Source organism: Haloarcula sp. CBA1127 (assembly GCF_001485575.1).
In the GTDB taxonomy this organism is placed as follows: Archaea; Halobacteriota; Halobacteria; order Halobacteriales; family Haloarculaceae; genus Haloarcula.
In genome coordinates this window covers 1520584-1543878 of record NZ_BCNB01000006.1, presented here as the reverse complement: position 1 = coordinate 1543878, position 23295 = coordinate 1520584, and the positions used below count along the sequence as shown (strand labels likewise).

Here is a 23295-nt window from a genome sequence, read left to right as displayed (position 1 = left end):
GTTAGAACACCCCAATTCTGGAGGCGACTTCCTGAGCGTCGTCGTCCTCAGAGAGGCGAACGACGGCCTTCTTCTCGCCGTCCATCGTGTTCTGCGTGTTGACCTGTTCGACTGTCACGTCGTACTGCTCCTCAACGGCGTCGGCGACCTCGCCCTTGGAGGCGCGGTCATCGACGGCGAACTGGAGCTTGTTCTGGAAGTCCATGTCGTTCATGGCCTTCTCCGTGACGTGTGGGTGTTTGATGACATCCCAGCTCATCGCTCGGCCACCTCCGCGAGTGCGGATTCCGTGAAGACGGTGAGTCGACCGGGCGCGCCGCCAGGCGCGAGGTCTTCAGTGTTGACCTCGCTGGCGGTTGCCACGTCGGCACCCGCGAGGTTGCGGGCAGCCTTCGACGGCTCGTCGCTGGTCACGAAGAGGATCGAGGCGGGACGACGGTACTTCCGTCCACGGGCCGAACCCTGTCCAGCCTTGATCTTCGTCTCGTCGGCGCGGTCGATGTCCGCGTGGACGTCGAGCGCCTCCAGCAGCGAGACGACTTCCTGCGTCTTGACGAGGTCCTCGAAGTCGTCGGAGACGACGACGGGCACTTCGTCACGGTCGAACTCGTGGCCGCGGTCGGCGACGAGGTCGGCGTCGGCCGTCGCGGCCAGCGCCGAGCGAACGGCCAGCTGCCGTTCCTTGTCGTTGAGGTCGAGCGAGCGGTCCTTCTCGGTTTTCGGCGGGTGGGCGCTTCGCCCTTTGACCGCCTGCGGGACGCGGCGGGCACGGCCGTCCTGCTTCGGGACGTGTGCCTGGCCGCGGCCGCTACCGAAGGACTCGGCCGGCGTTCGGAGGCCGGCGTACTCGTCGGACCCGTAGTCCTGCTTTCGGTTGGCCTGTGCGGCACGTACAGCTTTGCCGATGAGGTCTGTCCGAACCGGCGTCTCGAAGACGTCCGGCAGGTCGACCTCGCCGTCTGTGTTGCCGTCCAGGTCGTAGATTGTTGCCTGCATAGGTTATCCCTGGTTCGATTCGTTGGAGACGTAGCGCACCTCGGGGTCGAGGCGCGGTTGGTCGTTCGGACGCACCGCGGGCCGGAAGCGCACCAGGCGCTTGTCCGGACCGGGCACAGAGCCCTTCACGAGCGTGTACGGCCCATCGACCTCGCCGTAGTTGACGAAGCCGCCATCGACGGTCGGCTCGTCGCCGTCGCCGATATCGATGAGGCGCTTGTTGAGCTCGGTGCGCTGGTGGTAGCCGGTCTGCCCCTGCTGGGGGACCGTCGAGCGCACTCGGGACGGGTTCCACGGACCGAGGTTGCCGATCCGTCGGCGCCAGCCCTGACGGGCGTGCTTGCCTTTCCGTTTCTGGACGCCCCACCGCTTGACGGGACCCTGCGTCCCTTTGCCTTTCGTGACACCGGCCACGTCGGCGTACTCGCCGGCGCGGAAGATGTCGTTCATGGCGTGTTCGCCACCGTCCTCGACGATGTCGAGGGCGTGGTCGAGGCGGTCCGAAACGGACCCACCGCCGACGCGAGTCTCCATCACGTCGGGCTTTTTCTTCGGGACGCTCGGGACGGCGTCGGGGACGGTGTGCGTAATGAGTCGCAGGTCCCCGAGGTCACCGGCCTCGTGTGCGTCGCGTATCTGTTCCTCAGCAGCGTCCGGGTCGTGGTCCTCCGGAACGTCTAGGGTCCGGTCAAGTTCCGAGTGGAACTCGTCGGTCCAGACTTCCGTCAGCGGACGCTGACCGTACGGCGTGTCTTCGTACGCTCGCAGGGCGACGGCGCGCATCGGCGGCGTCTCGATGACTGTCACCGGGACAGTCTCCTCCATCCCCTCGCGGGGGGAGTTAGGTTCGTCGTTGACAAGCACGACGTGTGTCATGCCTGCCTTGTAGCCGGCGAACCCTTGGACGCCCGGCTGCCCGTCGTCAGACGGCCAGCTGTTGAAGCGAGGCGTCTCGCTCGTCGAGCGCTTGCGCGGGCCGAAGCCCAGCGAGCCTTTGCGTGGTCTGCTTGGTTGTGGCATTCGTTTACTCCGTGAGGGTTAGACAGGTGAGGGAGGCGAACAGAGCTTCTTCCGTTCGCACAACCTCACTGCCCTGGTTCGGAACCGTATTCAGCCAGAGGTCGAACCCTTCTGGTTCGTCGCTCGTCTGGTCTCCCCCGACGGCGTCCGGGGCAACGTCGAGTATCGACGGTAACCCGCGCTCGGGTGCCCCGAAGGCGACGGTCATGCCGCCCTCGGCGTCGCGCCGCTCGGCCAACTGGCCGAGACGGATCGACGTTACCGGCTCGCCGTATCGCGAGGACGCGATAGTGAGCCCGGCATCGTCGCGCGAGAGTGCCGCATCGAGGTCCGCGGCGACAACGTCGAATCCCGTTGTGGGGGCGTCGACGAGTTTCGCCCGGACCGGCCGTCGCGAAGAGACCCTGACGGTCACGCGCTCCCCCTGTTCCACGTCCATATCCGCTGGGACGGGAAGGGAGATCGGGTGTTGCATGCCGCAATTGACCCGGACGCGCCCATCAGCTCCGACCTCGGTCACGATTCCCTGTCTTAACGACCCCGAACCCTCAGATCCGGAGCCGGTCTGTGAACGCACGCGGAGCGGCGGCAGGACGCCGACGTACTCCAGTTCGTCCCGCTTACCCCACATCTCCTTTCGGAGGTGCGGGGGCGTCGCGGCGTACCGCAGCACGGTTTCGACGAACCCGTCTTCCCATTTGCCCGCCCCGTCAGGGTCGGGGTACACTGTCAGCCGATCAACCCGGTAAACCGCGGCCGCGCGGGCCACGTAACCGAGCTTGCGAGTTGCCTCGCGTCTGTCTTCGGCTTCCCGTGCGAGGGAAGACGGCACGAGTACGCTGGTCGTCATGCCGTGACGCTTCCACGTCGCGCCACTAGACTGTGCCGATATCTCCCTTTCCAGGGCTTAAAAAGCCCCCGTTTCGCGTTCGCGATGCGTCGCGTTCACATGGTCCGTCATGCCGGTTCGGGACCGATGCACCCATTCACTAGATTGCCGCTTCCGAAAGGCCATGTCTCGTGACGCCATCACACGATCCGGCGCTCAAGCGGGGCGGTGATTGCCCTCACTTCCCATGGTTTTCCCCGGAAAACGGAAGGCTTTTTACTCTCACCCCCGCCAGATTTGATTGCAACGAGGCGTTGCACGCTGGTACTGAGCGACCCACGGTCGCGAAGGTCAGTGCAAATGAAGCAAGCGCTGGTAGTGTAGTTGGTATCACGTGACCTTGCCATGGTCACAACCTGGGTTCAAATCCCAGCCAGCGCATTTCTACGACGAACTATTCCACTGAGCACCGCGTCACGTGTGCTCGGTATCCGTGAGTCGTGCAATCGCACTGAATTTGAATCACGGAAATCCGAGCGTCAGTGAGGATTTGCATCGGGTTCAAACACCGACGGACTTCGTCCGTCGTGGCTCGCAATCGCGTCGCGATTGCTCACTCCCAGCCAGCGCATTTCTCTGATTTCAAGTCGACAAGCAACGCTTCTAATCCCATCTACAGGCATTTGCTGGCAGCTAGGCTGCTCAGCGACGCCGGTGTCACTTGGCAACTGAGGCGTACCATTATTTGTTGCCCCATCGACAATGAGAGTGTATGACGGACAAGACGGTTCACGAGTCACAGGAAACACGGAGTCGAAGAGGAATCGCGTCGTACTTCCGGCGATTGGCAAACAGGCTCAGCCGCGGTGAGCCCGCGCCGGCTGACGAGGAACAGACTGTGACAGTCACACCACCGGCCGAATCCGAGTTCGAGGTCGAGGTCGAGCGGGAAGACGGTACTGTCACACTCGAAATCGATATGGAGTGGGACGAGAACGAGGGAGTGGTGGAGACCGATGTGGCTGCGAGCAAGGCGACGTTCGAGGTGTACGAGGACAGCGCCGAGCAGTACCGCTGGCGGCTCCGCCACGACAACGGGAACATCATCGCCGACAGCGGGGAGGGCTACGCCTCCAAGCAGAAGGCCGAGCAGGGTCTTGAGAGCGTCAAATCCAACGCGCCCGGGGCGTACGTCGTCGATGAGTCGAAAGATGACAGTGTTGTCGAAGAAGGGGGCAGCAAGGCGACATTCGAACTGTTCAAAGACAGCGAGGGCAAGGCGCGCTGGCGGCTCCGCCACGACAACGGGGAGATCATCGCCGACTGCGGGCAGGGCTACGCCTCCAAGCAGAAAGCGAAGCAGGGGCTCCAGAGCGTGAAAACGAACGCTCGCGGGGCACCGGTCGAGGAAGGCGAGTAAGCGTTCCGAACAGCGGCAGTTCTTTACTCAAGTCTGACACCGATAGCGAGCGTGAGTACCATAGCGGTTAGGTCGCGGGCGCACGTGGGAATCAGTATGACCTGCATAGGGTTTCTCTCGGTCGCACCGGTCATCGAAGGTAGTATGTCGTCGTACGTCGCTGACGCCGTCGCGGCGCTGGAGGCGTTCGACGTCGAGTACAAGACGACGCCGATGGGGACCATCATCGAAGCGGAGGACAGCGAGGAACTGTTCGCGGCCACCCACGCGGCTCACGAGGCTGTCGGCGAGCAGACCGACCGCGTGAGTACGTTCTTGAAGATCGACGACAAGCGAACCGTTGACCAGCAGGCGCGAGATAAGGTCGACGCCGTCGAGGAGCATCTGGGTCGGGCGGCCAGAAGCGACGCGGCCGAAGGCGGAGATTAAAGGGAAGGGTGCCAAAGACGGCGTATGGATAGTCTCAATCGGATGGCCACGGAACTCGTAGACGAGGCCATCGACTTCGCCGACGAGCTCACGATAGACGTACACGCGCTGGAGGGCGATGCCGCGGTGCTGGACTTCGGTGTCGAGGTCCCCGGAGCTGTCGAGGCCGGCATGCTACTCGCGGAAATCCAGACGGCCGGGCTGGCGACGGTCCAGTCAACGATGGACACCATCAGCGGCGCGCCGCTGAATCACGTCGAACTGTCGACTGACCACCCGGCACTGGCCCTGCTGTGCTCGCAGAAGGGCGGCTGGGAGCTGGCCACCGATGACTTCGAGGCGCTCGGGAGCGGCCCCGCACGCGCACTCGTTGCCGAAGAGGAAGCCTTCCAGCGCATCGGCTACCGCGAGGACGCTGACTTCGCCGTGCTGGCTCTAGAGACCGACGAACTGCCGGACGAGGCCGTCGCGAGCCAGGTCGCCGAGCGCACCGGCGTCCCCGAGACCGGCGTGTTCCTGCCGTCGTTCGCGACGGCGAGTGTCACCGGGAGCGTCGTCGCCGCGGCCCGAGCCGCCGAACTGGCCGTCTTCCGACTGGCCGAACTCGGCTTCGACCCAGTGTCGGTGCTGTCAGCCAGCGGCCGCGCGCCGGTCGCGCCGGTCGCCGATGACGAAGCGACTGCGATGGCTCGGACCACAGATGCACTCGCCTACGGCAGCGAGGTCCACCTCACCGTCGACGAGTCCTTCGACCGCTTCGACGAGGTGCCGTCCGTCGCGGCCGAAGAATACGGCGAGCCGATGGAAGGCGTCTTCGAGGACGTCGACTGGGACTTCGCGGAGCTCCCCGTCGAACTGTTCGGCCCCGCCGCGGTCACTATCGACGTGGTCGGTGGCGACACGCACGTCGTCGGCGAGACGAGCGAGGGCGTGTTAGCCGAGAGCTTCGGCCTGTAATCGGGTATGCGTTACAAGGTCGCGCCGCCGGCCCGCTCGCGCTCGTTTCTGGAAACCGCAAGAGAGGCGCTTCCGCTTGTCCCTGACAGCGAGGACGATTGCTGTCGATCTATCCAGACAGCGACCGACGTGTCCGACCGCGAAACGGCCCGGAAATATCTGGTTTTCCTGCAGGCGCTGGGACTGGTCGGTGAGAGCGACCGGGGCTACTACCGGACGAGGACCGACCCCGACCGGGCGGACCTCGCGGCAGCCTTCGAGGAATCGGTCTTCGGCGTCGACGTGCTCCTCGCCGCGCTCGGTTTGGAGCCGGTGGACACTGACGATGCATTCGATGCTCTCAGAGAGGAGATTCCCCGCTGGGAGCGTGAACGTCACACCGACTGGGAAGCCATCTGGCGGGGTCGAGTGGTGAACCTACTGGAGTGGGCCGTGCTGTTCGGACTTGCCGAGAAAACGGATGACGGGTACAGACGGCCGACCGGAAACAACGAAGAGTAGTGAAACGACGGGCCGCTACTCAACCGGGTCGATGTCGGTGACGGTTCCGACGCCCTTCGAACTCCCCTCGCGGAAGACGAACTTCTGGCCTTCCTCGACGAGATAGGAGCGGAACTTGAACCGCACGCGTGCCTTGCCGGCGTCACCCGGAAGCAACTGCCCGCCTTCCGGATAGAAGGCCGCGGCCTCGCTGACCGTTTCGAGGTGGACCACAGGTTCGTAGCCGTCGCCGATTCGAGTCGGGTGGTTCAACACCATCACCTCGGCCTCGAATTCACGGACCGGTGACGGGTCCGCGTCGCTCGGCAGCAGGACCATCCCGCGCTCGATGTCCGCCTCGCGGACACCCTTCAGCGCGATGCCGACGATACGGCCGGCCTTGGCCTCGTCAACCCGGTGGTAGTGCATCTCGATGGACCGCACTTCGACCTCGCGAAAGCTCCCGTCCTGCATCGGTCCGAGTAACAGCTCGTCGCCGGCCTCGACCTCGCCGGATTTGATGGTGCCGGAGGCGACCGCGCCGACTCCCTGGACGTTGTACGTCCGGTCGACGTACATCCGGAAGTCACCCACTTCGCCGGCGGTCTTTGGCAACGCCTCGAACATCTCGTCGAGGGCGTCCAGCCCCTCCTTCGTGACGGCGCTGGTGGTAACAACGGGAACGACGGTCTCAGAAATTTCATCGATAGCCGTGTCGACGCCGTGGCGCTCGACCCGAAGCGGGGTCTTGTCGACCTCCCGCAGTGCCTGTTCGACATCGCGTTCGACTTCGGCGACCCGTTCACCGTCGACGAGGTCGGTCTTGGTGATGGCGACAATCGTCGGGAGGTCCGTCGCCAGCAGGATACCGAGGTGTTCTCGCGTCGTCTCGGTCACCCCGTCGTCGGCCGCGACGGTCAGGAGGCCGTAATCGAGCTTCTGTCCCACGAGGCCGCGGATCGTCGTCCGGAGCCACGGCTCGTGGCCCACAGTGTCGACGAAGGAAACGAGCCGGTCGGATGCTTCGACGACTCGCGCTCGGTCATCCTTCCGATGGGGATTGTCCATGCGGATCGGCTCGCCGTCGTCGTCGAAGCCGTAGACGCCGTAGGAGAGGTCCGCGGACAGTCCCCGCTCGACTTCGTGAGGCTGGACATCGAGAAAGCCGCGTGTCCCACCTTCGCCGTCGTCGGCGTCACCGGTGACCAGCGACCCCACGAGCGTGGATTTGCCGTGGTCGACGTGGCCAGCGGTGCCCACGACGATGTGGTCGTCGTCCGCGAGGACCGACCCCTCAGAGACCGTCGCGACACCCACGATACCGTCTGTGTCGGTCGCCCCGTCGTCTGAGACGCCGTCGACGCCCCACGTTTTCACCTCCTCGATGTGTGCGCCGGCCTCCTCTGCCAGCAGGCTGAGTACGTCCATCGACTCTGAGAACTCCGCCGGCGAGATGCCGGCCAGACCGCCGTCGTCGGTGACGCCGACGACGTACGTTGCCTCCCCATCTCCGGAGAGAACGCGGTGGCGGAGTTGTGCCGCGAGGGATTCGAGTCGCCCCTCGGACAGATGGAGGTTCTCGGTGAGCCGTTCTTTGAACTCGACGCTGCCGCCCTCCCGTTCACCGCGGTCAAGCGCGCGCCGGAGGACAGCCCGGTCGGGGCTCATATCCTCCCGTTACTGTGGGGCAGATATAAGCCTTCCCCGGATTTACGGCTCCAGAGACCTTCTGAATCCGGTGGCTGAGTGTGTCTCTCACAGTAGCGACCGGACGGATATGTATACCTAAAGGCGAAGCCAGACCGCTCGTGGACTGAGCCGCTAAACGGGGTTTGCGGTCGTGTGACGCCGCCCCGTGGATAGTCGGGGCTGTCGATGGCGTCACCTGTTCGCCAGTCCAGGTAGCGACAGTTCCAACAGCAACTGGAAACACCAAATGGGTGGAGTCAGTCCCGATACGGCGCAACCGCTTCGAGAAAGCCGTCACCGTAGCTCGCATCGGTCACCTGGTCGGCCCGTTCGAGCGCCGACTCGTCGGCGTTGGCCACGGCCACGGCCTCTCCGGCCAGGTCGAACATCTGGGCGTCGTTCACCGAGTCGCCGACCGCCAGAAACTCTGCCGGCTCCAGATCCAGTTCCGCGCACACCGCTTCGAGTCCTGTCCCTTTGTCGACGACCGGGTCCGTCACGTGGTAGGCGAAGCCGGTGTCGAGGACGACGAGCCCGCGTGCCGCGGCCAGTTCCTCCAGCGGTTCGAGCGGCTGGTCGAGCGACACGACGAGTTCCGTCTCGCGCCATCGGTTCGCCAGGTCGACCTGCCCGAAGCCGAGGTCGTGGCCCAGATCACGGTAGGCTTCGCCGACCGCCAGCGCCGCCTCGTGATCGCCTTCCAGCCTGAGTTCGTCGGTCGCTTCGACGAACACGACGCCGCCGTTCTCGGCGACGACTGTCCGTTCGATACCGAGAAACTCACAGAGCGCAATCGGGAACGGCATCGCTTTCCCAGTCGCGATGACGACACGTGCAGGCCACTCGCGGAGGACCGGTACGACGTGGGGGTCAAGCGCTCGGCTCTCGTCGGTCAGTGTCCCGTCGATATCCACAATAAGGGGAGGTGCGTCGCTGTCCATACGTTCGGGTTCGGAGCGGCGTATATGGGAATTGCGGTCAGTCGTCGGTCAGCGTCTCGTAGGCCGCTTGCACCTGCTTGAACTCCGTCTCGCTCCCGCTGTCGGTGTCGGGATGGACCTCCTTGACCTTCTCCCGGTAGGCTCGTTTGATAGTACTCTGGTCGGCGTCCGGATCGAGGCCCAGCCGCCGGTAGGCCTCCGCCGGACTCGGTCCCGACGACTGGACGCGCTGTCGGCGCTGCCGGTCGCCGGCTGTCTGGCGTCGCTGTCGCTGTCGGCGACGTTGGCCACCCTGCGACGCTCGCGAGCGGCGCGCTCGGCGGCCGTCCCGCGGTGGTTCCCATTCCTCCCGCGGGCCAGCCCCAAACCCCCCACGGCGGGCGTTCCCCGTGTTCTGTGCCGCCTGTCGTTCGACCCGCTCGTAGAGGCTTGCAGCCATCTTCCCGCTGAGGTGGTAGTACATGAAATACGTCGACACCCCGAACATGAGTGCCAGAAAAAGCACCGCAGGATTGATCACGAGGCCCACCGCCGTCAGGACGACTGTCAGGCCTCCGAACACCACCGCGATTCCCTTGGTGAGCCCATCGTACTGCACGCACGTTCCTTCGGTCCACAGACCTGTAAGCGTCCCGCCTCCCGCCTTCCACCCAGTCCACTCTCGAACTAGATAGCGGGCACTTTCCCGGATGAAATAGAGCACAGGCCACACGATATCGACACCGCACGGACTGACAGACCAGTTTTGTCAAAACCGCACTACGGCGGCGCGTCTGACACAGCCTTATTACATCCCTACGCACTGTTAGCGAGCGTATATCATCACCCGCAAACCCCCGCCAGTTTCTACTGGATATCTCACTCACGTCTGGTGGTTCACAGGGTCGGGGTTTCACTTTCACCTCGGTCTGGACAGTATTAAGGAGAAACGACGGCATCTATTCCGTTGTACGCGGCTATCGTTTCACGCGTCACCAGCACAGTTCGTCGAGTACCGTAGCCATGACTCCGGAGATTGCTACGGCCGCCGCCGAATCGCAGACAAGAAGGATTAAACGCTATCGATGACTACGTATTCGCCGCCAGAAATGACAGGATCACGGGTAGCTACGACGAGGGGTATCGACCGACAGACGGCCGCTGTCGGGAGGAGGAGCGGGCGATGAGTAACAGCGACCTTTCCGCTGACGAGATTACGCTCCCGATCAAACGTACTGACGGTGACACTATCGAAGAGCGACTCACAGGCAACGCCTACCACAACATCCTCCCGGCTCGCTACCTCCGGAAGGATGCTAATGGGGACCTCATCGAGGGACCCGAAGACCTCTTCGACCGTGTCGCAAAGAACATCGCGCTCGCTGAGGCTGTGTTCGAGGCCAACAAGCAGGACGTCGACGTACACGTCTCGCCAGACCAGCTGAAGCCCGACCACCCGCGCCGCGACGAACTCGCCGACGAGGTGTTCGGCAAAGGAACGTCCGTGGACGACGACGTCGAGACCGAACTCTCTGTCTACAACGTCAACAAGTTCGCCTACGAGACGGTCGTGCCGGAACTGCCCGAAGGTGTCCGCGACCACGTCGAATCGACCGCCGACGCCTTCCAAGAGCAGATGGAGCAGCTCTCCTTTATGCCGAACTCGCCGACGCTGATGAACGCCGGCGACGAACTCCAGCAGCTTTCCGCCTGTTTCGTCGACTCTCCCGGCGACGACATCGACGACATCCACCAGACTGCCAAGGAGGCCGCGCAGGTCTTCCAGTCCGGCGGTGGCATGGGCTATGCGTTCTGGAAGCTCCGCCCGTACGGCGACCCCGTCGGCTCGACCGGCGGCATCGCCTCCGGTCCCATCACGTTCATGCGGACCTACGACCAGATGTGCGAGACCATCGCGCAGGGCGGCGCCCGCCGTGGCGCACAGATGGGTGTCATGCGAGTCTCCCACCCGGACGTCATCCAGTTCATCCACGCCAAGAACAAGGACGTCTCGCTCGCCGAGACGCTGCGCCTGAACGACCCGGACGACTTCACGCACAACTCCTTCGCCGAGGCGCTGGAGGAAGCACGGGAACTCATTGACGACGACGGTCAGGTGCCAAAGCACCTCCGAAACGCCGTCGAGGGTCACCTTTCGAACTTCAACATCTCCGTCGGCGTCACCGACGACTTCATGGAGGCGCTGAAGGCCGGTGAGGAGTTCACCTTCACGAACCCACGGACAGGCGAAGCACATATCGCCACCGAAGAGACGAAAGAACTGTACGACATGTTCGGCCTCGGCGAGCACGTCGAGGTTGGCGAAGAGCTCTCGATTCCGGCCGAGGAACTCTGGGACGACATCGTCGAGGGCGCGCACGAGAACGGCGAACCCGGCGTTATCTACCTCGAACGGGTGAACAAGCAGCACTCCTTCGACGTTGAGGAGCATCCCGACCACGAGATCCTCGCCACAAACCCGTGTGGCGAACAGCCCCTCGAGGAGTACGAGGCCTGTAACCTCGGGCACATCAACCTCTCGACGCTGGCCGCCACGGACGCGCCGGACTGGCGCGTCTGGTCGGAGGCCCACGCCGACGAGTACGACTCGACGGAAGCTGCTATCGACGCGTTCCTCGAGGACGCCATCGACTGGGAGGAGTTCGACCGACGCATCGAACTCGGCACCCGCTTCCTCGAAAACGTCGTTACGATGTCCGACTTCCCGGTCGAGAAGATCGAGCAGAAGGTCCGGGAGATGCGAAAAATCGGCCTCGGTATCATGGGCCTTGCCCAGCTGTACATCCAGCTCGGCGTCGCCTACGGGACCGAGGAGGCCAACGAAATCGCCCGCCAGACGATGCGCCACATCAACCACGGGTCGAAGGCCGCGAGCCACGAACTCGCCGAGGAACGGGGCGTCTTCACTGAATGGGAGAACTCCAAGTACGCGAACCCGACAGACTACTCCGACTGGTTCGAGAAGCAGACCGGCGAGGACGCGGCGGACTGGGAAGACGGGTACCCCATCCGCAACCACAACACCACGACCATCGCCCCGACCGGAACGACCTCGATGATCGGCAACACCACCGGCGGGTGTGAACCGATCTACAACGTCGCCTACTACAAGAACGTCTCCGACGACGTACAGGGCGACGAGATGCTTGTGGAGTTCGACGACTACTTCCTCCGTGCGCTGGAGGACAACGACATCGACGTCGAAGCCGTCAAACAGGAGGCCCAGGAGCAGATGGCCAACAACGAGTTCGACGGCGTCGACGGGCTGACGACCGTGCCCGATGCCATCGGCGAGCTGTTCGTCACGACGGGCGACCTCTCGGCGAAGCAGCACGCAGGTATTCAGGTGGCCTGTCAGGAGGGCGTCGACTCCGCCATCTCGAAGACGGTCAACGCCCCGAACGACTCCACGACCGAGGACGCCGCCGAAGTGTTCGAGTACATCTACGACCACGGCGGCAAGGGCGTTACCTACTACCGCGATGGCACCCGCAGCAAGCAGGTGCTGACCACGCGCGCCCAGAACACGGAGTTCTCGGACATGGACGCTGACGAGATCGTCGCACAGATCGAGGAGGTCTTCGGCGGCATCGAAGGCTTCCTCGAGGACGAGGCCGTCCAGGCCGCCATCGACGACTCCATCCAGCAAGTGCTGGGTGTCGCCGACGGAGACGCCGAGTACGCCGAGAAGCAGACCCGACCCGACGTGCTCCACGGCGTGACACAGCGCATCGACACCGGCTACGGGAAGCTCTACGTCAACATCAACGAGGACCCCGAGGCCGACCGGCCGTTCGAGCTGTTCGCCAACATCGGCAACTCCGGCGGCTTCACCGCCTCTTTCACCGAGGCGCTGGCCAAGACCATCTCGACGGCACTTCGCTCGGGCGTCGACCCAGAGGAAATCGCCGACGAACTGCAAGGTATCCGGTCGCCGAAGGTCGCCTGGGACAAGGGCGAGCAGATCCAGTCCATCCCGGACGCCATCGGCACGGCTCTCCGTCGCTACCTCGACGGCGATGTCGACAAGGCCTACCCCGACCAGACCACGCTAGAGGAAACCGCCGAAAAAGCTGAAGGCGAGACCGCCACGCAGACGCAGACCGACGGCGGCGCAGCCGCCGCATCCGACACGAGTGGCGACCAACAGGACATCATCGACGCCGGCGAGAGCCCAGAGTGTCCTGACTGTGGCTCGCTGTCGCTGTACTACTCAGAGGGTTGCAAGACCTGCGAGTCCTGTGGCTGGTCCGAGTGCTGACGTAGTCGTCTGACCACGCGGATTCGGATTTCACCGCGCCTGAAGGTCGTTCTTTTCGCTGTGCGCTAACTCGCTGAGGGCTGGCTACCGGAATTCCGTCACGTCGTACACGCCGGTAATCGTCGTTTCCTCGACAGTCGCGGTGACTTCTGTTCCTTCCTCGGCCGCCGAATCTGCGACGAGCGTGACCGGCTCGATGGGCTGGCGGCGGAGAAATGCCACGATCCGTTCGAGCCACGACGGCTTCCCGCCCTTGCGGCAGACGATGACGTAGCGTGACTCAGCGAGCGACGCCATCTTGGGCTCGAAGTCGTAGTCCTCGTGGTCGGCCGGCGGGACGACGTGGATTACCTCGCCCGCAATCGTCTCGTCCATACGCACGGTAGCGACTACAGCGGTATGTGCCGCTCGCTTTGCCCTACGAGTACTGTTTGGAGACCCAGCCCGAGGCACCGCTGGGATACGAGTCAGTCTCCGTTTCCGGCTGGACCTCGCCACGCTGATCGACCATCCGGACGGTGACGGTGTGGCCGCCGGACGGTGGGTCGTAGATGTACTCCCACTGTCGCCACGCGTCCTCGGCGGGGCCGTCACCGTCAGCCGCCGGCAGTTGGTCCGAGAGCGTTGCGTCCGCCCACGTCTCGCCGCCGTCAGTGGAGACTTCGACGCGCTGGACGCCGCGCAGGCCAGCGTAGGCGTGGCCGCCGATGCGTCGGCGGCCGTCCGAAAGCATCGATTCGTGGTGGAGCTTGGCGACCGGATTCACCGGCCCGGTTCCCTGCCAGCCGCGTTTCTCCCAGTAGCCTTCGGCCTCCTCGTCGAGGACCTCGATCTCTGAGAGCCACTTGACGTTGACCTCACCCCAGTGGCCGGGGACCAGCGCTCGGACGGGGTAGCCGTGGCCACGCGGGAGGACCTTGCCGTTCATGCCGTAGGCGAGCATCCCGCCCCGGAGCGCGTCGATGGGGAACTCCTCGTAGTAGTCGTCCTCGGCGCGGAGCATGACGCACTCACAGCCGCTCTGGATGCCGGCTGCCTCGAGGAGGCTGTCGACCGTAACGCCGGTCCACAGCGCGGTATCCGTCTTGTAGCCATTAAGACTCTCGCCAACGCAACGGAGTGTGACGAATCGGTTTTCCGCGTCCATCTCCAGCAGGTCCGCGTAGGTGAGCGTGATCTCCTCCTCAACAGCGCCGGTGATGGAGAGCGACCAGTCCGCGGCCGACAGCTCCGGGTCGATAGAGTTGATGTCGACCTCGTAGAAGTTCTCGCTGACCAGCGGGTCGATATCGTCAAAGCCCAGGGAATAGTCCGCTGCGACGGCGAGCTTCTCGTCTACATCGTCGAGATCGGCCCCCGGCGCGTTGAGTGCGGGCGCATCGTCACCTGTCGCGCCGGCAGACCGCTGGTTGCCGGTTGTGTAACCGACTGTCGCCGCGCCGACGGCCGCGCCGACCGTCGAGAGCGCCCGCCGCCGTTTCGAGGAGATCGGTGACGTGGGGCCACCGAAGCCGTCGAGGACCTGTGCGAGTCCGACGACAGCAGCGGCGGGAATTGCTGGGCCAGCGGCGAGGACGACATTACCGGTAAGAACCACGCTGACGGCCCAGGTCACGACAGCCGTTCCGACGAGCGGGAGAGCGCGATTGTTCGCCAACTGGCCGGTGAGGATTGCTGCCCTGGCTGCCAGCGCGATGAACAGCCCCGCAAGTCCGATGGCGAGCAGGAGATTGAGCTGTTGGCCGAGGCTACCGAGCGTCGAGATGGCAGTCGAGACGACGATACCCGGCATCGACCGCGCGAGTGCCCGCTCAATCGGCGAGGCGACGAACGCGGGCGCGTAGCCGGTCACTGCGTAGGACCCGGCTAGGCCCGCGACGGCTGCGGCGACGCTGACCAGCAGCCGACCGCCGGGCGAGTCGAGGAGATCGTCAGTCATGGCTCAATCGAGGGCCTACCCCGCAAAAGGGATTGTTCCAATTTCGGCTAGAATCCGTTCCGAAACTCCGGAAGACACAAGCGAGCGGGGCTGCTCTACGGAATCATGGACGAGCAGCCCGGCGGTCGGCCCTGCCCGCTCTGTGAGCGGGCGATGTACCACCGACACTGCAAGTACGTCTGTCCGGAACACGGCGTCGTGTACGACTGCGCTGATACGTTCTACTGACGAGACGCTCACGGGTTTATTATCTTGGAACGATGAAAAGAGTGGTATGAGTGGTCACGGGGAAGAAATTTCGGTGCTGCACGTCGACGATGACCCCGACCTCGGCGATCTCGTTGCGGTCCATCTGGAGCAAACACAGGGCGATATCTCCGTCTGTACCGAGCGAAGTGCGGCAGATGGGTTAGAGCGATTGTCCGAGCGCACGTTCGACTGTGTCGTCAGCGATCACGATATGCCGGGCATGGACGGGCTCGAATTCCTGAAGGTCGTCCGCGAGGAGTACGAGGAGCTACCCTTTATTCTCTTTACTGGCAAAGGAAACGAGGAAATCGCGAGTGATGCCATCTCCGCCGGCGTCACCGAATATCTCCAGAAAGGAGTCGGGACGGACCAGTACACCGTCCTTGCCAACCGTATCGAACGGGCTGTCGGGGAACGGCGGGCCAAGGCCGCGCTCGAAGAGTCCGAGCGGATGCTGTCGACGCTCATTTCGAATCTGCCGGGGATGGTGTATCGCGCCCGGAACGAGCCTGATTGGCCGATGGAGTTCGTCAGCGACGGTGCAACGGAGTTAGTCGGCTACAGTTCGGGGGCGCTTGAGAGCGGCGATGTCTCCTGGGGCACGCTGATCAAGGATTCCGAGACGGAGCGTCTCTGGGAGACGGTCCAGACCTGTATCGCCGCCGACGAGCCGTTCGAAGTCTCCTACCAGATCGAGACGGCCGATGGTGAAACTCGCTGGATGTGGGAGCGCGGGCGCGTCGTCGGCACTGACGACGACGGCGTCGAAATCCTCGAAGGGTTCATCACCGACGTAACCGCGCGCGAGGAGCGCGAACGGGAGCTCGCGAATCAGCGAGCATTTACCGAGAAGCTCATCGACTCCGTCGACGATATGTTCTACGTTGTCGGTCCCGATGGCAGTCTGGTCCGATGGAACGACACCGTCTCGTCGGTGACCGGCTACACAAACGAGAAGTTAGCGTCGATGGCCATTGGGGAACTCATCGTGGATTCCGACCACGAGAAATTATGGCGTACCTTCGAGGAGACGCTGGAGACGGGGTACGGAACTATCGAGGCAGGAGTCGAGACGGCTGACGGCAGGACGCTCCAGTACGAATTCAAGGGCTCACTCATCGAAGACGAGCGCGGAGACCTGTTCGGGATTGCCGGTATCGGCCGGGATATCACTGAACGGAAACGCCGGGAACGGGAGCTCAGGGAGTACCGGACGCTGGTCGAAAACGTCGGGGACCCGATGTACGTCCTCGATACTGACGGGACAGTAGAGATGGTAAACGAGGCGATGGCCGCCCATCTGGGGTACGACCGCTCGGAAATCATCGGCTCGGAGCCGTCCCGGTTCATGCCTGAGACGGATGTCGAAAGAGCGACAGCACTCATCTGTGACCTGCTCGACGACGACGAGCGGATGTGGGCTGCCTACGAGATGCGGACGATATCCGCTGACGGGACAGTCCGGATCAACGAGGACAGGATCGCACCGCTGTTCGACGAGGACGGGAACTTCGACGGGTCAGTCGGCGTGATGCGCGAGACGACAGAGCGAAAGCAACGCGAGCGGGAACTCGAACGCTACGAGACGATCATCGAGGCCGTCGGCGACCCGGTGTACACCCTCGACGACGAGGGCGTCTTCACCTACGTGAACGAGGCGGTAGAGCGACTAACAGGGTTCGAACCGGATGCACTCATCGGTGAGCACATCTCCACGATCATGGCCGGCGAGGACATCAACCGCGGCAGCGACCTCATCCGGACCATGCTGTCTGACCCGACCCGGCAGAACGTGACCTTCGAAACGGATATCGTCGACCAGAACGGGGAGCACACCCCTATCGAGATCCATATCGCGTTGCTTCCGGCCGCGGACGGGGAGTTCAACGGTACAGCGGGCGTCATCCGCGATATCAGCGACCGGAAAGAGAGAGAGCGACAGCTCGCGGAGTTCGCATCTGTCGTCAGCCACGACCTGCGAAACCCGCTGAACGTGGTCAAAGGGCGGATATCGGTCGCTCGGTCGTCGGGAGACGTATCGCACCTCGAAGCGGCGGAGTCCGCGGCTGAGCGGATGGACGAACTCATTAACGATCTGTTGACCCTCGCCAGACAGGGCGATACGGTCGGCGAGACGACGATGGTTGACCTCGCCGCCCTTGCAGGGCAGGCCTGGGCCGATGTCGAAACCGGTGAAGCCGCGCTCGAAAAACACGGGACAGCGACGGTCGAAGCTGACGCGGCACGGCTCCGTGCGGTGTTCGAGAACCTGTTCCGGAACAGTGTGGAACATGGGTCCGCAAGCGACCAGGAGCAGCCCGACGACGCGGAGGAGCACGGGCGTTGCGCGGACAACGCGGCCCCGATCACAGTCTCCGTCGGGACAATGGATACCGGATTTTATGTCGCCGACGACGGCGCTGGTATTCCGCCGGAAGAGCGAGATGACGTGTTCGAACGGGGCTACACCACAAGCGATACCGGAACCGGGTTCGGGCTGGCAATCGTCGGGGAGGTCGCACAGGCTCACGGCTGGTCAGTGTCGGTGACAGAGAGCGACGGCGGCGGCGCGCGGTTCGAGTTTACGACGAGTTCGGAGCGTTGACGTGGCGGTAGGCCGGCCCCGCAAGCACCAGCACGGCCAGTGCCGCGGAGAACAGCAGAACGTGCGGGAGTGCGTCGACGGTGAGGCCAGTGAGCGTTAGCGACCGCAGTGACGCGCCGGCGGTGACCTCGACCGCGACCCACGGAATCTCACCGAGGAACGTCCCGACAGCGAACGAACGCGGCGAGACGCGAGCGAACCCGGCCCCATAGGAGACGGGGTCCGCGGGCACCGGTGAGAGTCGCGCCGCGAGGACGCCCCGTGTCTCGCCGGTCACCTCGATAATCCGCCGGCCTGAGTCCCCCAGCCAGCCGAACATCCCCCCCTGTTCGCCGGCCCGGAGTGCGAACCGGTAGGGGATGAGGCAGGTGACGAGTGCGCCCATCAGTGCGACCGGGAAGCCGTATTTGATGCCGAGGACGAACCCGACGAACGCGGACAGCGGCATCGTCGGCCACGCGAAGAACGGGCGGACCAGATACAGTCCGACGATGACACCCGCGAGGTAGACAGGGTGGTCAGCAAGGTGCATCAGCTGGGCCACCACCCGCTCGGGTGTAAGCAGCGTCGTCACGATAGCGACGACTGCCACCAGTCCGGCGGTCCCGATCAGCTGTCGCTTCGCGAGGCGGTCCATCTACCCAATTGAGCGGTAGCAATCGACAAACGCTTTGTGGTATCTTTTACGTTGCTCGGGGTTGAATCGGCGATTGTGTCCGAGACGCGAGACCCGGTCGAACTCGGCGTCGAACTGCTCGCCCATCTGGAACACGGGGAGCTGTCCGTCGCCGACGCGCTCGACCGTATCGAGACGGTGACGACCAACCCACAGGTCCAGCGCGAAATCCTCGACACCGCAGTGATGCGCGGCCTCATCGAGCGCGAGAACGGCGTCGTTCGCCCGCGGTCACAGGGGTCGTACGTGAACTTCGACAGCGACGTCGTCGTCCGTGAGGGGGAGTTCTCGTGTCAGCGCTGTGGTGCAGCTATCAGTACGGGCCACTTCGTCCAGTTCGACGACGGCGAACTGGGGCCGTTCGGGTCGACGTGTATTCGGAAAGTGTTAGGGAGAGAGTAGCGAGAGCGCAGGGAGCGGTCTCGACTACGCAAACGGCGACAGGAGGAGCCGTGAGCGGCGAGGTTGCGGCCGTAGAGAGCGGCCCTGATTCTGCGACCGGGAAGGTAAGACCTGCAAGTAGCAAGGTGGTGGCTGCGTTCACGACTTGTTAGATAAGCGGACCCGGAAGTACAGATTCAATCGAAAAACAGACGGCTCAACGACCTTGCCGGAGTTCCTTGATGAGCTGTTTGATCGTTCGCTCCTGCTTCTGGAGCTGTTCGTTCTGAGCCTCGACAGCGGCGGTCAGCTCGGCGACCTGTGCTTCGAGTTCAGCGATATCGGGGTCTGTGGTGGTGTCCGACTCAACCGATCCGGTGTCTATGCCAGCTGTGTCACTGGATCGTGTCTCCGTCGGGGCTTCAGCGGTGGGTCCCTGCTCATCGGTCGACGCGGTCGCGGCCTGTGTACTGGCGCTTGTGGATTCACCCTCGGAATCCTCGCCGCTCTCCTCGTCGTTGCTCACAAGCGGGTCGATGCCGGATTCAAGGCCGAGACCGTTGCCGGCTTCGTCAGCACCCTTGTCGGGGTCGGCCCCAACCTTGGCGTTGAGGTCGGCAAGTGAATCGACTTCGTGGTACGCGAAGAGGGCCTCTTCGAGCGTTTTCCGGACCATCGGTGCTTCCTCGGACGGCGCTTTGATGCGCTCTGGCCGCTCGTTGAACGAGAGGACGACGGCCGTAGCGACGCTGCCTTCCTCGAACTCTAGGCCGGTCACGTCGTCGAAGGAGAACGCCTCGTAGTCGGCGTCCCAGGTGACGTTGCCGATGTGCTTGAGCAGCTGGCGGTCGGTAACCACCAGCGTGAGTTCGCTGAACCGGAACACGCCGGCGAGACTCTCGTCGGGGGCGATGCCGCCCGAGACAGTGAGCTTCCCTTCGAGCAGCCGTTCGAGGACGGCATCAGCGCGGCTCCCGGGGACAGACAGTTCGAGCTTCTCGCTGGTGTAGATGAGCGAGAACTTGGTCTTGCGTCGGCCTTCCGAAACCGTGAGCCGTTCGAAGTCGTGTGGATAGCTGGCGACCTTTTCGTCGCTGAGAAGACCCTCACCGCGGTAGACGAGCGTCCGGGTCGGTGTGAAACAGGCCGCGTCTTCGTCGCCGAGGTTGACACCGCCCCGGATCTCCTCGTCCCCGAGTTCCTGCTGGACGAGGTCTGGTATCTCCATACTGCCTGCATACCTGCGTGGTGGCTTAAATCCGCGGGTCGAGTAGCAGCGCCGATGAAGCGCTCGCGGCGTGGGACTGTACCACAGTCCCGACAGAGATGAGAACCTTCAAGACGGCTAACGGCCAACGGCTGAATGCACCCGCGCCCGGGTGGCTTAGCTGGACATAGCGCCGCACTCATAGGGTCTTTCGACTCATGCGGCAGTGCACCCGTCATGACCCCGGGGCGCTCGTCACGCCCCAGACCTGGGCCATGCGGAGATCGAGGGTTCGGAGCCCTCCCCGGGCACTTTCCAGATCACATCGACTAGCAGCCAGTAGCGTCTCTATCTCGGATTCGGGAAACAGCGCTACATCAGCCCGAGCAGTGGTGCCGAGCAAGCAGACTGCGTCGTCAACGAGTTGTTCTCAAACGCCAGCACGTTTGCTCCGACTGCTCGACGCATTACTGTCGCTTCGTGAGAGAAGTATCGCCAGCGATTAGCCAGACGAGAGGCCGCTACCGGGGAACTGCTGAAACACGGACTCGAAGTCGTCAATCTCTGCGGCCGTGGCATCGGCCCTTTGACGGAGTTCTTCGAACCGCTCGTTGACGGTCTGGTATTCATCGCTTGCTTCGAGTTGTGGCGTGTTCTTCTGGGTTTCTAGTGTCGCCTTCTTCGAAGCTACGGCAAAGTACTCCTGAACCCGGTCGTCGTACGTGGTTCGGATAAGCATCTCCGAGACGGTGTCGAGGAGGTCCTCGCGGCTGACCGGCTTGGTCAGATACTCGTCAAAGGGCATCTCGACAATGTCGAAGTCAGGGTCGACGGCCGTCACCATCACCACTGCGGGGTCGATACCCCGTTCTGCGATGGTATCGAGGACCTCGTCACCGCTCATATCGGGCATCTGCCGGTCCAGAAAGACGACGTCGACGGACGCATCGACTAACTGGAGCGCTTCCGTACCGCTGTGTGCGGTCCGAACGTCGTGTGCGGTCAGCAGCCACGTCGAATACAGATCCGCGATATCTTGCTCGTCGTCGACGACGAGCACCGTTGCCTCCTCGGTCTCACCACGCTTTTGCACTTGTTGTCCCTCCTGTCGGCTCACGCACTGCTCTCACGGTGACTTTCCTGAACAGCAAGATAAAGCTACCCAGCAGATTATCGATTCTGAGAATATTATGGTTGCTCTATTGACTCCTTTCGTGAAGATGCGCTGTCACAATGCAGTAACTCATCCCAGAGATGTTAACATAGCGGCGACCATACGGTGTGTGTATGGTGACCGTCTCCGGACCGTGGACAAGCGAGGAGATGGAACAGTTTCTCAGCACCGAAACGGTGCCACTCCGTCTCGGATGCCGAACTCCAGCAGACAAACCCTGGATGCTCTCGCTCTGGTATCGGTTCGTTGACGGTGTCTTCGAGTGTGCAACCGGGGCGGACGCAGCGGTTGTCGACTACCTCGACCATGACGCCAATGTCTCGTTCGAAATCTCGACGAACGAGCAGCCGTACTGCGGCGTCAGAGGCAATGGAACAGCGACGATGACAGCGGACGAGGAGAAGACGGTTCTCACCGACTTATTGCACCGGTATCTCGGCGGGACCGACTCACCACTGGCCGACCAACTGCTTGCACCCGACCGCCGTGAGATACGGATCACGATTACGCCCGACCGACTCCACACCTGGGATTACAGCAATCGGATGTAACAGCCTGAACCAATGGAACATACAGACTCAGCCATGGACACCGACCCGACAGATATCAAATCACTCGCGATAAGTGCCACCGATCTCATTGCAGCTATCGAAGCGGCTGCGGACGGATCAGAGACGGTGTTGCGCGTCACACCGCCGTTCAGCGGCCGGATGCGGGCGCGTCTCCACGTCGTCCAGCCCGACGACGACGATGAACCGATTCACATCGAGCCCGATTCGCTGCTGGCTACGGATGCACCGTCGTATCCGACGCCTGACGACACCGCCGACGAACTCCGGGATGCGGACGACGAGACGTACTCGGTGGAGCGCCATCGGGCCTACCACGAACAGCGACTCGCCGAGTGGCGGGAGTCGCTTCCGGACCACGTCGTCGATAGCACGACACTAAGCGACACAGCGCACGACGTAACTGTGTCACTACTCGGACCATAATCGGTCGTACACGTCCAGTGGAGGTGCCATTGTAACCGAGGGTGTTATACGTATTATACCACAGCTGCACCGCTGATAAAATGTCTAAGCGTTGCTCAGCCGATAATAAAATGAACGGCTAGGGGCCGCTATGCGTGAAACGAAGCGAAACGGGCGGAAACCTCTAGCGGTTATAAGCTATCTCCAGTAGAAGCCGTGGGCAGGTCCCTCCATATGTCAAGTTCGTCCGCATACGAATTACTCGCCCAGTTTGATGAGTCCATACCGGAGTTCGACGAGCCGCTCGTCTCCGCCGTTCGAGGCATCGCGTTCTGGACAGCGATTGCGCTCCCATTTCTGTATCTTCCGCTACTGGTTACCGGCCTGAACTCCGGGGCGACGCGGATCGCGTTCGTCGCGCTCGTCGTCTGCAACGCCGTGACGCTGCGTATCGGCCACGCACATGGAGGAGACGACTGACACGGAACCCTGTAATTCCAAGCATCACCGTGGATATTGCGGCCCTCCATTCCGAACCGCCGCTATGACCATAGATTCGCCCACCAGACGCCACGGGCACAGCCGACCGCGACGCCCAGACGTACCTTGATCCCGACGAGGTCGCCCAGTCGTACTGGCACCTCGTCGAACAGGACCGCTCGGCGTGGACGCTGGAACCCGACTCCGCCCCCACGTTGAGGCGTTCTGAGCGCTTCGGCTCCGACGCCGGCTATTCTTCGAGGAGGTCGACCCACTCTCTGAGCGGCCCCCGAACACCGTCGACTGAGATCGTCACGTCGCCGTTGAACCGCCACGTTGCCTGCGGGGAGTCTGAACCGAACCGCATTGGAACGGAGACCGATAGGTCATCGGCCGTGACGTGGAGCGCCTCGTCGCGGTCAACCGTCTCGTCGAGCAGCCGTTCGACGGCCAGGCGGAGCTGTTCCGGGTCCGGGTCCGGGAGGTCCGTGGATTGACTCATACCTGTGGCTTAGAGCCGAGGCTACCTCGGTGTTGCGTCGGACTGGTCGATTTGTCCCCGTCATTTAGGGGTGTGTAGTCCCCAGA

At 63.2% G+C, this 23295-nt stretch carries 24 protein-coding genes, 2 tRNA genes and 1 pseudogene; 14 read left to right on the top strand and 13 right to left on the bottom strand.

The window, feature by feature from the left end; genetic code table 11:
- Nucleotide 1 precedes the first annotated feature (1 nt).
- From AV059_RS12420 to AV059_RS12405, 4 genes are read right to left on the bottom strand one after another with little or no spacing between them, the layout of a single operon-like run.
- Nucleotides 2-259, bottom strand: a complete 258-nt coding sequence (locus AV059_RS12420) for a 50S ribosomal protein L23 (protein ID WP_004591553.1) — start codon at nucleotides 257-259, stop codon at nucleotides 2-4.
- On the bottom strand, nucleotides 256-996 hold the full coding sequence (gene rpl4p / locus AV059_RS12415; protein ID WP_058994823.1) for a 50S ribosomal protein L4: 741 nt from the start codon (nucleotides 994-996) through the stop codon (nucleotides 256-258). Before rpl4p ends, AV059_RS12420 begins: the two co-directional genes overlap by 4 nt.
- Nucleotides 997-999: 3 nt before the next feature.
- The gene (rpl3p, locus tag AV059_RS12410; RefSeq protein ID WP_058994822.1) at nucleotides 1000-2016 is read right to left on the bottom strand and encodes a 50S ribosomal protein L3; all 1017 of its coding nucleotides are present in this window, start codon (nucleotides 2014-2016) and stop codon (nucleotides 1000-1002) included.
- A gap of 4 nt (nucleotides 2017-2020) precedes the next feature.
- Nucleotides 2021-2866 carry a putative RNA uridine N3 methyltransferase gene (locus tag AV059_RS12405; protein ID WP_058994821.1) on the bottom strand — a complete coding sequence of 282 codons (846 nt, stop codon included), beginning with the start codon at nucleotides 2864-2866 and terminating at the stop codon, nucleotides 2021-2023.
- A 348-nt stretch (nucleotides 2867-3214) separates the two neighbouring features.
- Between AV059_RS12405 and AV059_RS12400 the strand changes: the two genes are divergently transcribed.
- The 5 genes from AV059_RS12400 to AV059_RS12380 all read left to right on the top strand — a co-directional run bounded on the left by AV059_RS12400 (nucleotide 3215) and on the right by AV059_RS12380 (nucleotide 6152).
- Nucleotides 3215-3286, top strand: a tRNA-Gly gene (locus AV059_RS12400).
- A gap of 331 nt (nucleotides 3287-3617) precedes the next feature.
- Nucleotides 3618-4265, top strand: coding sequence for an HVO_2922 family protein (locus AV059_RS12395; RefSeq protein WP_058994818.1), 648 nt, complete (start codon nucleotides 3618-3620; stop codon nucleotides 4263-4265).
- A 96-nt stretch (nucleotides 4266-4361) separates the two neighbouring features.
- Nucleotides 4362-4694: an MTH1187 family thiamine-binding protein gene (locus AV059_RS12390; RefSeq protein WP_058994816.1), complete on the top strand. Its 333-nt coding sequence runs from the start codon at nucleotides 4362-4364 to the stop codon at nucleotides 4692-4694.
- A gap of 24 nt (nucleotides 4695-4718) precedes the next feature.
- The gene (gene mch / locus AV059_RS12385; RefSeq protein ID WP_058994814.1) at nucleotides 4719-5651 is read left to right on the top strand and encodes a methenyltetrahydromethanopterin cyclohydrolase; all 933 of its coding nucleotides are present in this window, start codon (nucleotides 4719-4721) and stop codon (nucleotides 5649-5651) included.
- 6 nt (nucleotides 5652-5657) lie between these two features.
- Nucleotides 5658-6152 (top strand): hypothetical protein, encoded by a 495-nt coding sequence (locus tag AV059_RS12380; RefSeq protein WP_058994812.1) that lies wholly within the window; start codon nucleotides 5658-5660, stop codon nucleotides 6150-6152.
- A gap of 15 nt (nucleotides 6153-6167) precedes the next feature.
- Here the strand turns inward: AV059_RS12380 and AV059_RS12375 are convergent, their stop codons facing one another.
- From AV059_RS12375 to AV059_RS12365, 3 genes are all read right to left on the bottom strand, one after another.
- A complete protein-coding gene (locus tag AV059_RS12375; protein WP_058994810.1) occupies nucleotides 6168-7799 on the bottom strand; it encodes a GTPBP1 family GTP-binding protein in 1632 nt (543 codons plus the stop codon).
- Nucleotides 7800-8077: 278 nt separating this feature from the next.
- A complete protein-coding gene (locus AV059_RS12370; RefSeq protein ID WP_058994808.1) occupies nucleotides 8078-8761 on the bottom strand; it encodes a phosphoglycolate phosphatase in 684 nt (227 codons plus the stop codon).
- A gap of 37 nt (nucleotides 8762-8798) precedes the next feature.
- Entirely contained in the window at nucleotides 8799-9359 is a 561-nt protein-coding gene (locus AV059_RS12365; protein WP_058994803.1) for a J domain-containing protein, read from the bottom strand.
- A gap of 564 nt (nucleotides 9360-9923) precedes the next feature.
- Here AV059_RS12365 and AV059_RS12360 point away from each other — a divergent pair.
- Nucleotides 9924-13022, top strand: coding sequence for an adenosylcobalamin-dependent ribonucleoside-diphosphate reductase (locus AV059_RS12360; RefSeq protein WP_058994801.1), 3099 nt, complete (start codon nucleotides 9924-9926; stop codon nucleotides 13020-13022).
- 84 nt (nucleotides 13023-13106) lie between these two features.
- On the opposite strand, the gene AV059_RS12355 is transcribed toward AV059_RS12360, so the two are convergent.
- Nucleotides 13107-13397: a hypothetical protein gene (locus AV059_RS12355; RefSeq protein WP_005538095.1), complete on the bottom strand. Its 291-nt coding sequence runs from the start codon at nucleotides 13395-13397 to the stop codon at nucleotides 13107-13109.
- A 43-nt stretch (nucleotides 13398-13440) separates the two neighbouring features.
- Nucleotides 13441-14961, bottom strand: coding sequence for a sulfite oxidase (locus AV059_RS12350; protein ID WP_058994799.1), 1521 nt, complete (start codon nucleotides 14959-14961; stop codon nucleotides 13441-13443).
- Between the two features lie 105 nt (nucleotides 14962-15066).
- Between AV059_RS12350 and AV059_RS22980 the strand changes: the two genes are divergently transcribed.
- Nucleotides 15067-15189: an HVO_2523 family zinc finger protein gene (locus tag AV059_RS22980; protein WP_004591539.1), complete on the top strand. Its 123-nt coding sequence runs from the start codon at nucleotides 15067-15069 to the stop codon at nucleotides 15187-15189.
- A gap of 46 nt (nucleotides 15190-15235) precedes the next feature.
- Entirely contained in the window at nucleotides 15236-17815 is a 2580-nt protein-coding gene (locus AV059_RS12345) for a PAS domain S-box protein (RefSeq protein ID WP_058994796.1), read from the top strand.
- Here AV059_RS12345 and AV059_RS12340 read toward each other — a convergent pair.
- Nucleotides 17793-18452: a TVP38/TMEM64 family protein gene (locus AV059_RS12340; RefSeq protein WP_058994794.1), complete on the bottom strand. Its 660-nt coding sequence runs from the start codon at nucleotides 18450-18452 to the stop codon at nucleotides 17793-17795. The genes AV059_RS12345 and AV059_RS12340 overlap by 23 nt on opposite strands.
- Before the next feature lie 51 nt (nucleotides 18453-18503).
- On the opposite strand from AV059_RS12340, the gene AV059_RS12335 reads away from it, so the two are divergent.
- The gene (locus tag AV059_RS12335) at nucleotides 18504-18893 is read left to right on the top strand and encodes a DUF5830 family protein (RefSeq protein WP_058994792.1); all 390 of its coding nucleotides are present in this window, start codon (nucleotides 18504-18506) and stop codon (nucleotides 18891-18893) included.
- Nucleotides 18894-19089: 196 nt separating this feature from the next.
- Here the strand turns inward: AV059_RS12335 and AV059_RS12330 are convergent, their stop codons facing one another.
- Entirely contained in the window at nucleotides 19090-20100 is a 1011-nt protein-coding gene (locus AV059_RS12330; RefSeq protein WP_058994790.1) for a hypothetical protein, read from the bottom strand.
- A 145-nt stretch (nucleotides 20101-20245) separates the two neighbouring features.
- On the opposite strand from AV059_RS12330, the gene AV059_RS22075 reads away from it, so the two are divergent.
- Nucleotides 20246-20390: transfer RNA gene (locus AV059_RS22075), tRNA-Met, on the top strand.
- Nucleotides 20391-20581: 191 nt separating this feature from the next.
- Here the strand turns inward: AV059_RS22075 and AV059_RS12325 are convergent.
- On the bottom strand, nucleotides 20582-21172 hold the full coding sequence (locus AV059_RS12325; RefSeq protein WP_058997598.1) for a HalX domain-containing protein: 591 nt from the start codon (nucleotides 21170-21172) through the stop codon (nucleotides 20582-20584).
- 194 nt (nucleotides 21173-21366) lie between these two features.
- Here AV059_RS12325 and AV059_RS12320 point away from each other — a divergent pair, with 194 nt between their 5' ends.
- From AV059_RS12320 to AV059_RS22790, 4 genes and pseudogenes are all read left to right on the top strand, one after another.
- The gene (locus tag AV059_RS12320; protein WP_058994788.1) at nucleotides 21367-21804 is read left to right on the top strand and encodes a hypothetical protein; all 438 of its coding nucleotides are present in this window, start codon (nucleotides 21367-21369) and stop codon (nucleotides 21802-21804) included.
- Nucleotides 21805-21816: 12 nt separating this feature from the next.
- Nucleotides 21817-22248 (top strand): hypothetical protein, encoded by a 432-nt coding sequence (locus AV059_RS12315; RefSeq protein ID WP_195156654.1) that lies wholly within the window; start codon nucleotides 21817-21819, stop codon nucleotides 22246-22248.
- A gap of 213 nt (nucleotides 22249-22461) precedes the next feature.
- Nucleotides 22462-22707 (top strand): hypothetical protein, encoded by a 246-nt coding sequence (locus AV059_RS12310; RefSeq protein WP_058994785.1) that lies wholly within the window; start codon nucleotides 22462-22464, stop codon nucleotides 22705-22707.
- 74 nt (nucleotides 22708-22781) lie between these two features.
- A pseudogene (locus AV059_RS22790) lies at nucleotides 22782-22936 on the top strand (short-chain dehydrogenase); the annotation flags it as partial.
- Nucleotides 22937-22957: 21 nt separating this feature from the next.
- Here the strand turns inward: AV059_RS22790 and AV059_RS12305 are convergent.
- Nucleotides 22958-23209 (bottom strand): hypothetical protein, encoded by a 252-nt coding sequence (locus AV059_RS12305; RefSeq protein ID WP_058994783.1) that lies wholly within the window; start codon nucleotides 23207-23209, stop codon nucleotides 22958-22960.
- Nucleotides 23210-23295: the final 86 nt, after the last annotated feature.

Bases quoted from the DNA above. Each gene is read 5' to 3' on its own strand.
- AV059_RS12420 (WP_004591553.1), bottom strand. From the start codon at position 259: ATGAGCTGGGATGTCATCAAACACCCACACGTCACGGAGAAGGCCATG.
- rpl4p (WP_058994823.1), bottom strand. From the start codon at position 996: ATGCAGGCAACAATCTACGACCTGGACGGCAACACAGACGGCGAGGTC.
- rpl3p (WP_058994822.1), bottom strand. From the start codon at position 2,016: ATGCCACAACCAAGCAGACCACGCAAAGGCTCGCTGGGCTTCGGCCCG.
- AV059_RS12405 (WP_058994821.1), bottom strand. From the start codon at position 2,866: ATGACGACCAGCGTACTCGTGCCGTCTTCCCTCGCACGGGAAGCCGAA.
- AV059_RS12395 (WP_058994818.1), top strand. From the start codon at position 3,618: ATGACGGACAAGACGGTTCACGAGTCACAGGAAACACGGAGTCGAAGA.
- AV059_RS12390 (WP_058994816.1), top strand. From the start codon at position 4,362: ATGACCTGCATAGGGTTTCTCTCGGTCGCACCGGTCATCGAAGGTAGT.
- mch (WP_058994814.1), top strand. From the start codon at position 4,719: ATGGATAGTCTCAATCGGATGGCCACGGAACTCGTAGACGAGGCCATC.
- AV059_RS12380 (WP_058994812.1), top strand. From the start codon at position 5,658: ATGCGTTACAAGGTCGCGCCGCCGGCCCGCTCGCGCTCGTTTCTGGAA.
- AV059_RS12375 (WP_058994810.1), bottom strand. From the start codon at position 7,799: ATGAGCCCCGACCGGGCTGTCCTCCGGCGCGCGCTTGACCGCGGTGAA.
- AV059_RS12370 (WP_058994808.1), bottom strand. From the start codon at position 8,761: ATGGACAGCGACGCACCTCCCCTTATTGTGGATATCGACGGGACACTG.
- AV059_RS12360 (WP_058994801.1), top strand. From the start codon at position 9,924: ATGAGTAACAGCGACCTTTCCGCTGACGAGATTACGCTCCCGATCAAA.
- AV059_RS12355 (WP_005538095.1), bottom strand. From the start codon at position 13,397: ATGGACGAGACGATTGCGGGCGAGGTAATCCACGTCGTCCCGCCGGCC.
- AV059_RS12350 (WP_058994799.1), bottom strand. From the start codon at position 14,961: ATGACTGACGATCTCCTCGACTCGCCCGGCGGTCGGCTGCTGGTCAGC.
- AV059_RS22980 (WP_004591539.1), top strand. From the start codon at position 15,067: ATGGACGAGCAGCCCGGCGGTCGGCCCTGCCCGCTCTGTGAGCGGGCG.
- AV059_RS12345 (WP_058994796.1), top strand. From the start codon at position 15,236: ATGAGTGGTCACGGGGAAGAAATTTCGGTGCTGCACGTCGACGATGAC.
- AV059_RS12340 (WP_058994794.1), bottom strand. From the start codon at position 18,452: ATGGACCGCCTCGCGAAGCGACAGCTGATCGGGACCGCCGGACTGGTG.
- AV059_RS12330 (WP_058994790.1), bottom strand. From the start codon at position 20,100: ATGGAGATACCAGACCTCGTCCAGCAGGAACTCGGGGACGAGGAGATC.
- AV059_RS12320 (WP_058994788.1), top strand. From the start codon at position 21,367: ATGGTGACCGTCTCCGGACCGTGGACAAGCGAGGAGATGGAACAGTTT.
- AV059_RS12315 (WP_195156654.1), top strand. From the start codon at position 21,817: ATGGAACATACAGACTCAGCCATGGACACCGACCCGACAGATATCAAA.
- AV059_RS12310 (WP_058994785.1), top strand. From the start codon at position 22,462: ATGTCAAGTTCGTCCGCATACGAATTACTCGCCCAGTTTGATGAGTCC.
- AV059_RS12305 (WP_058994783.1), bottom strand. From the start codon at position 23,209: ATGAGTCAATCCACGGACCTCCCGGACCCGGACCCGGAACAGCTCCGC.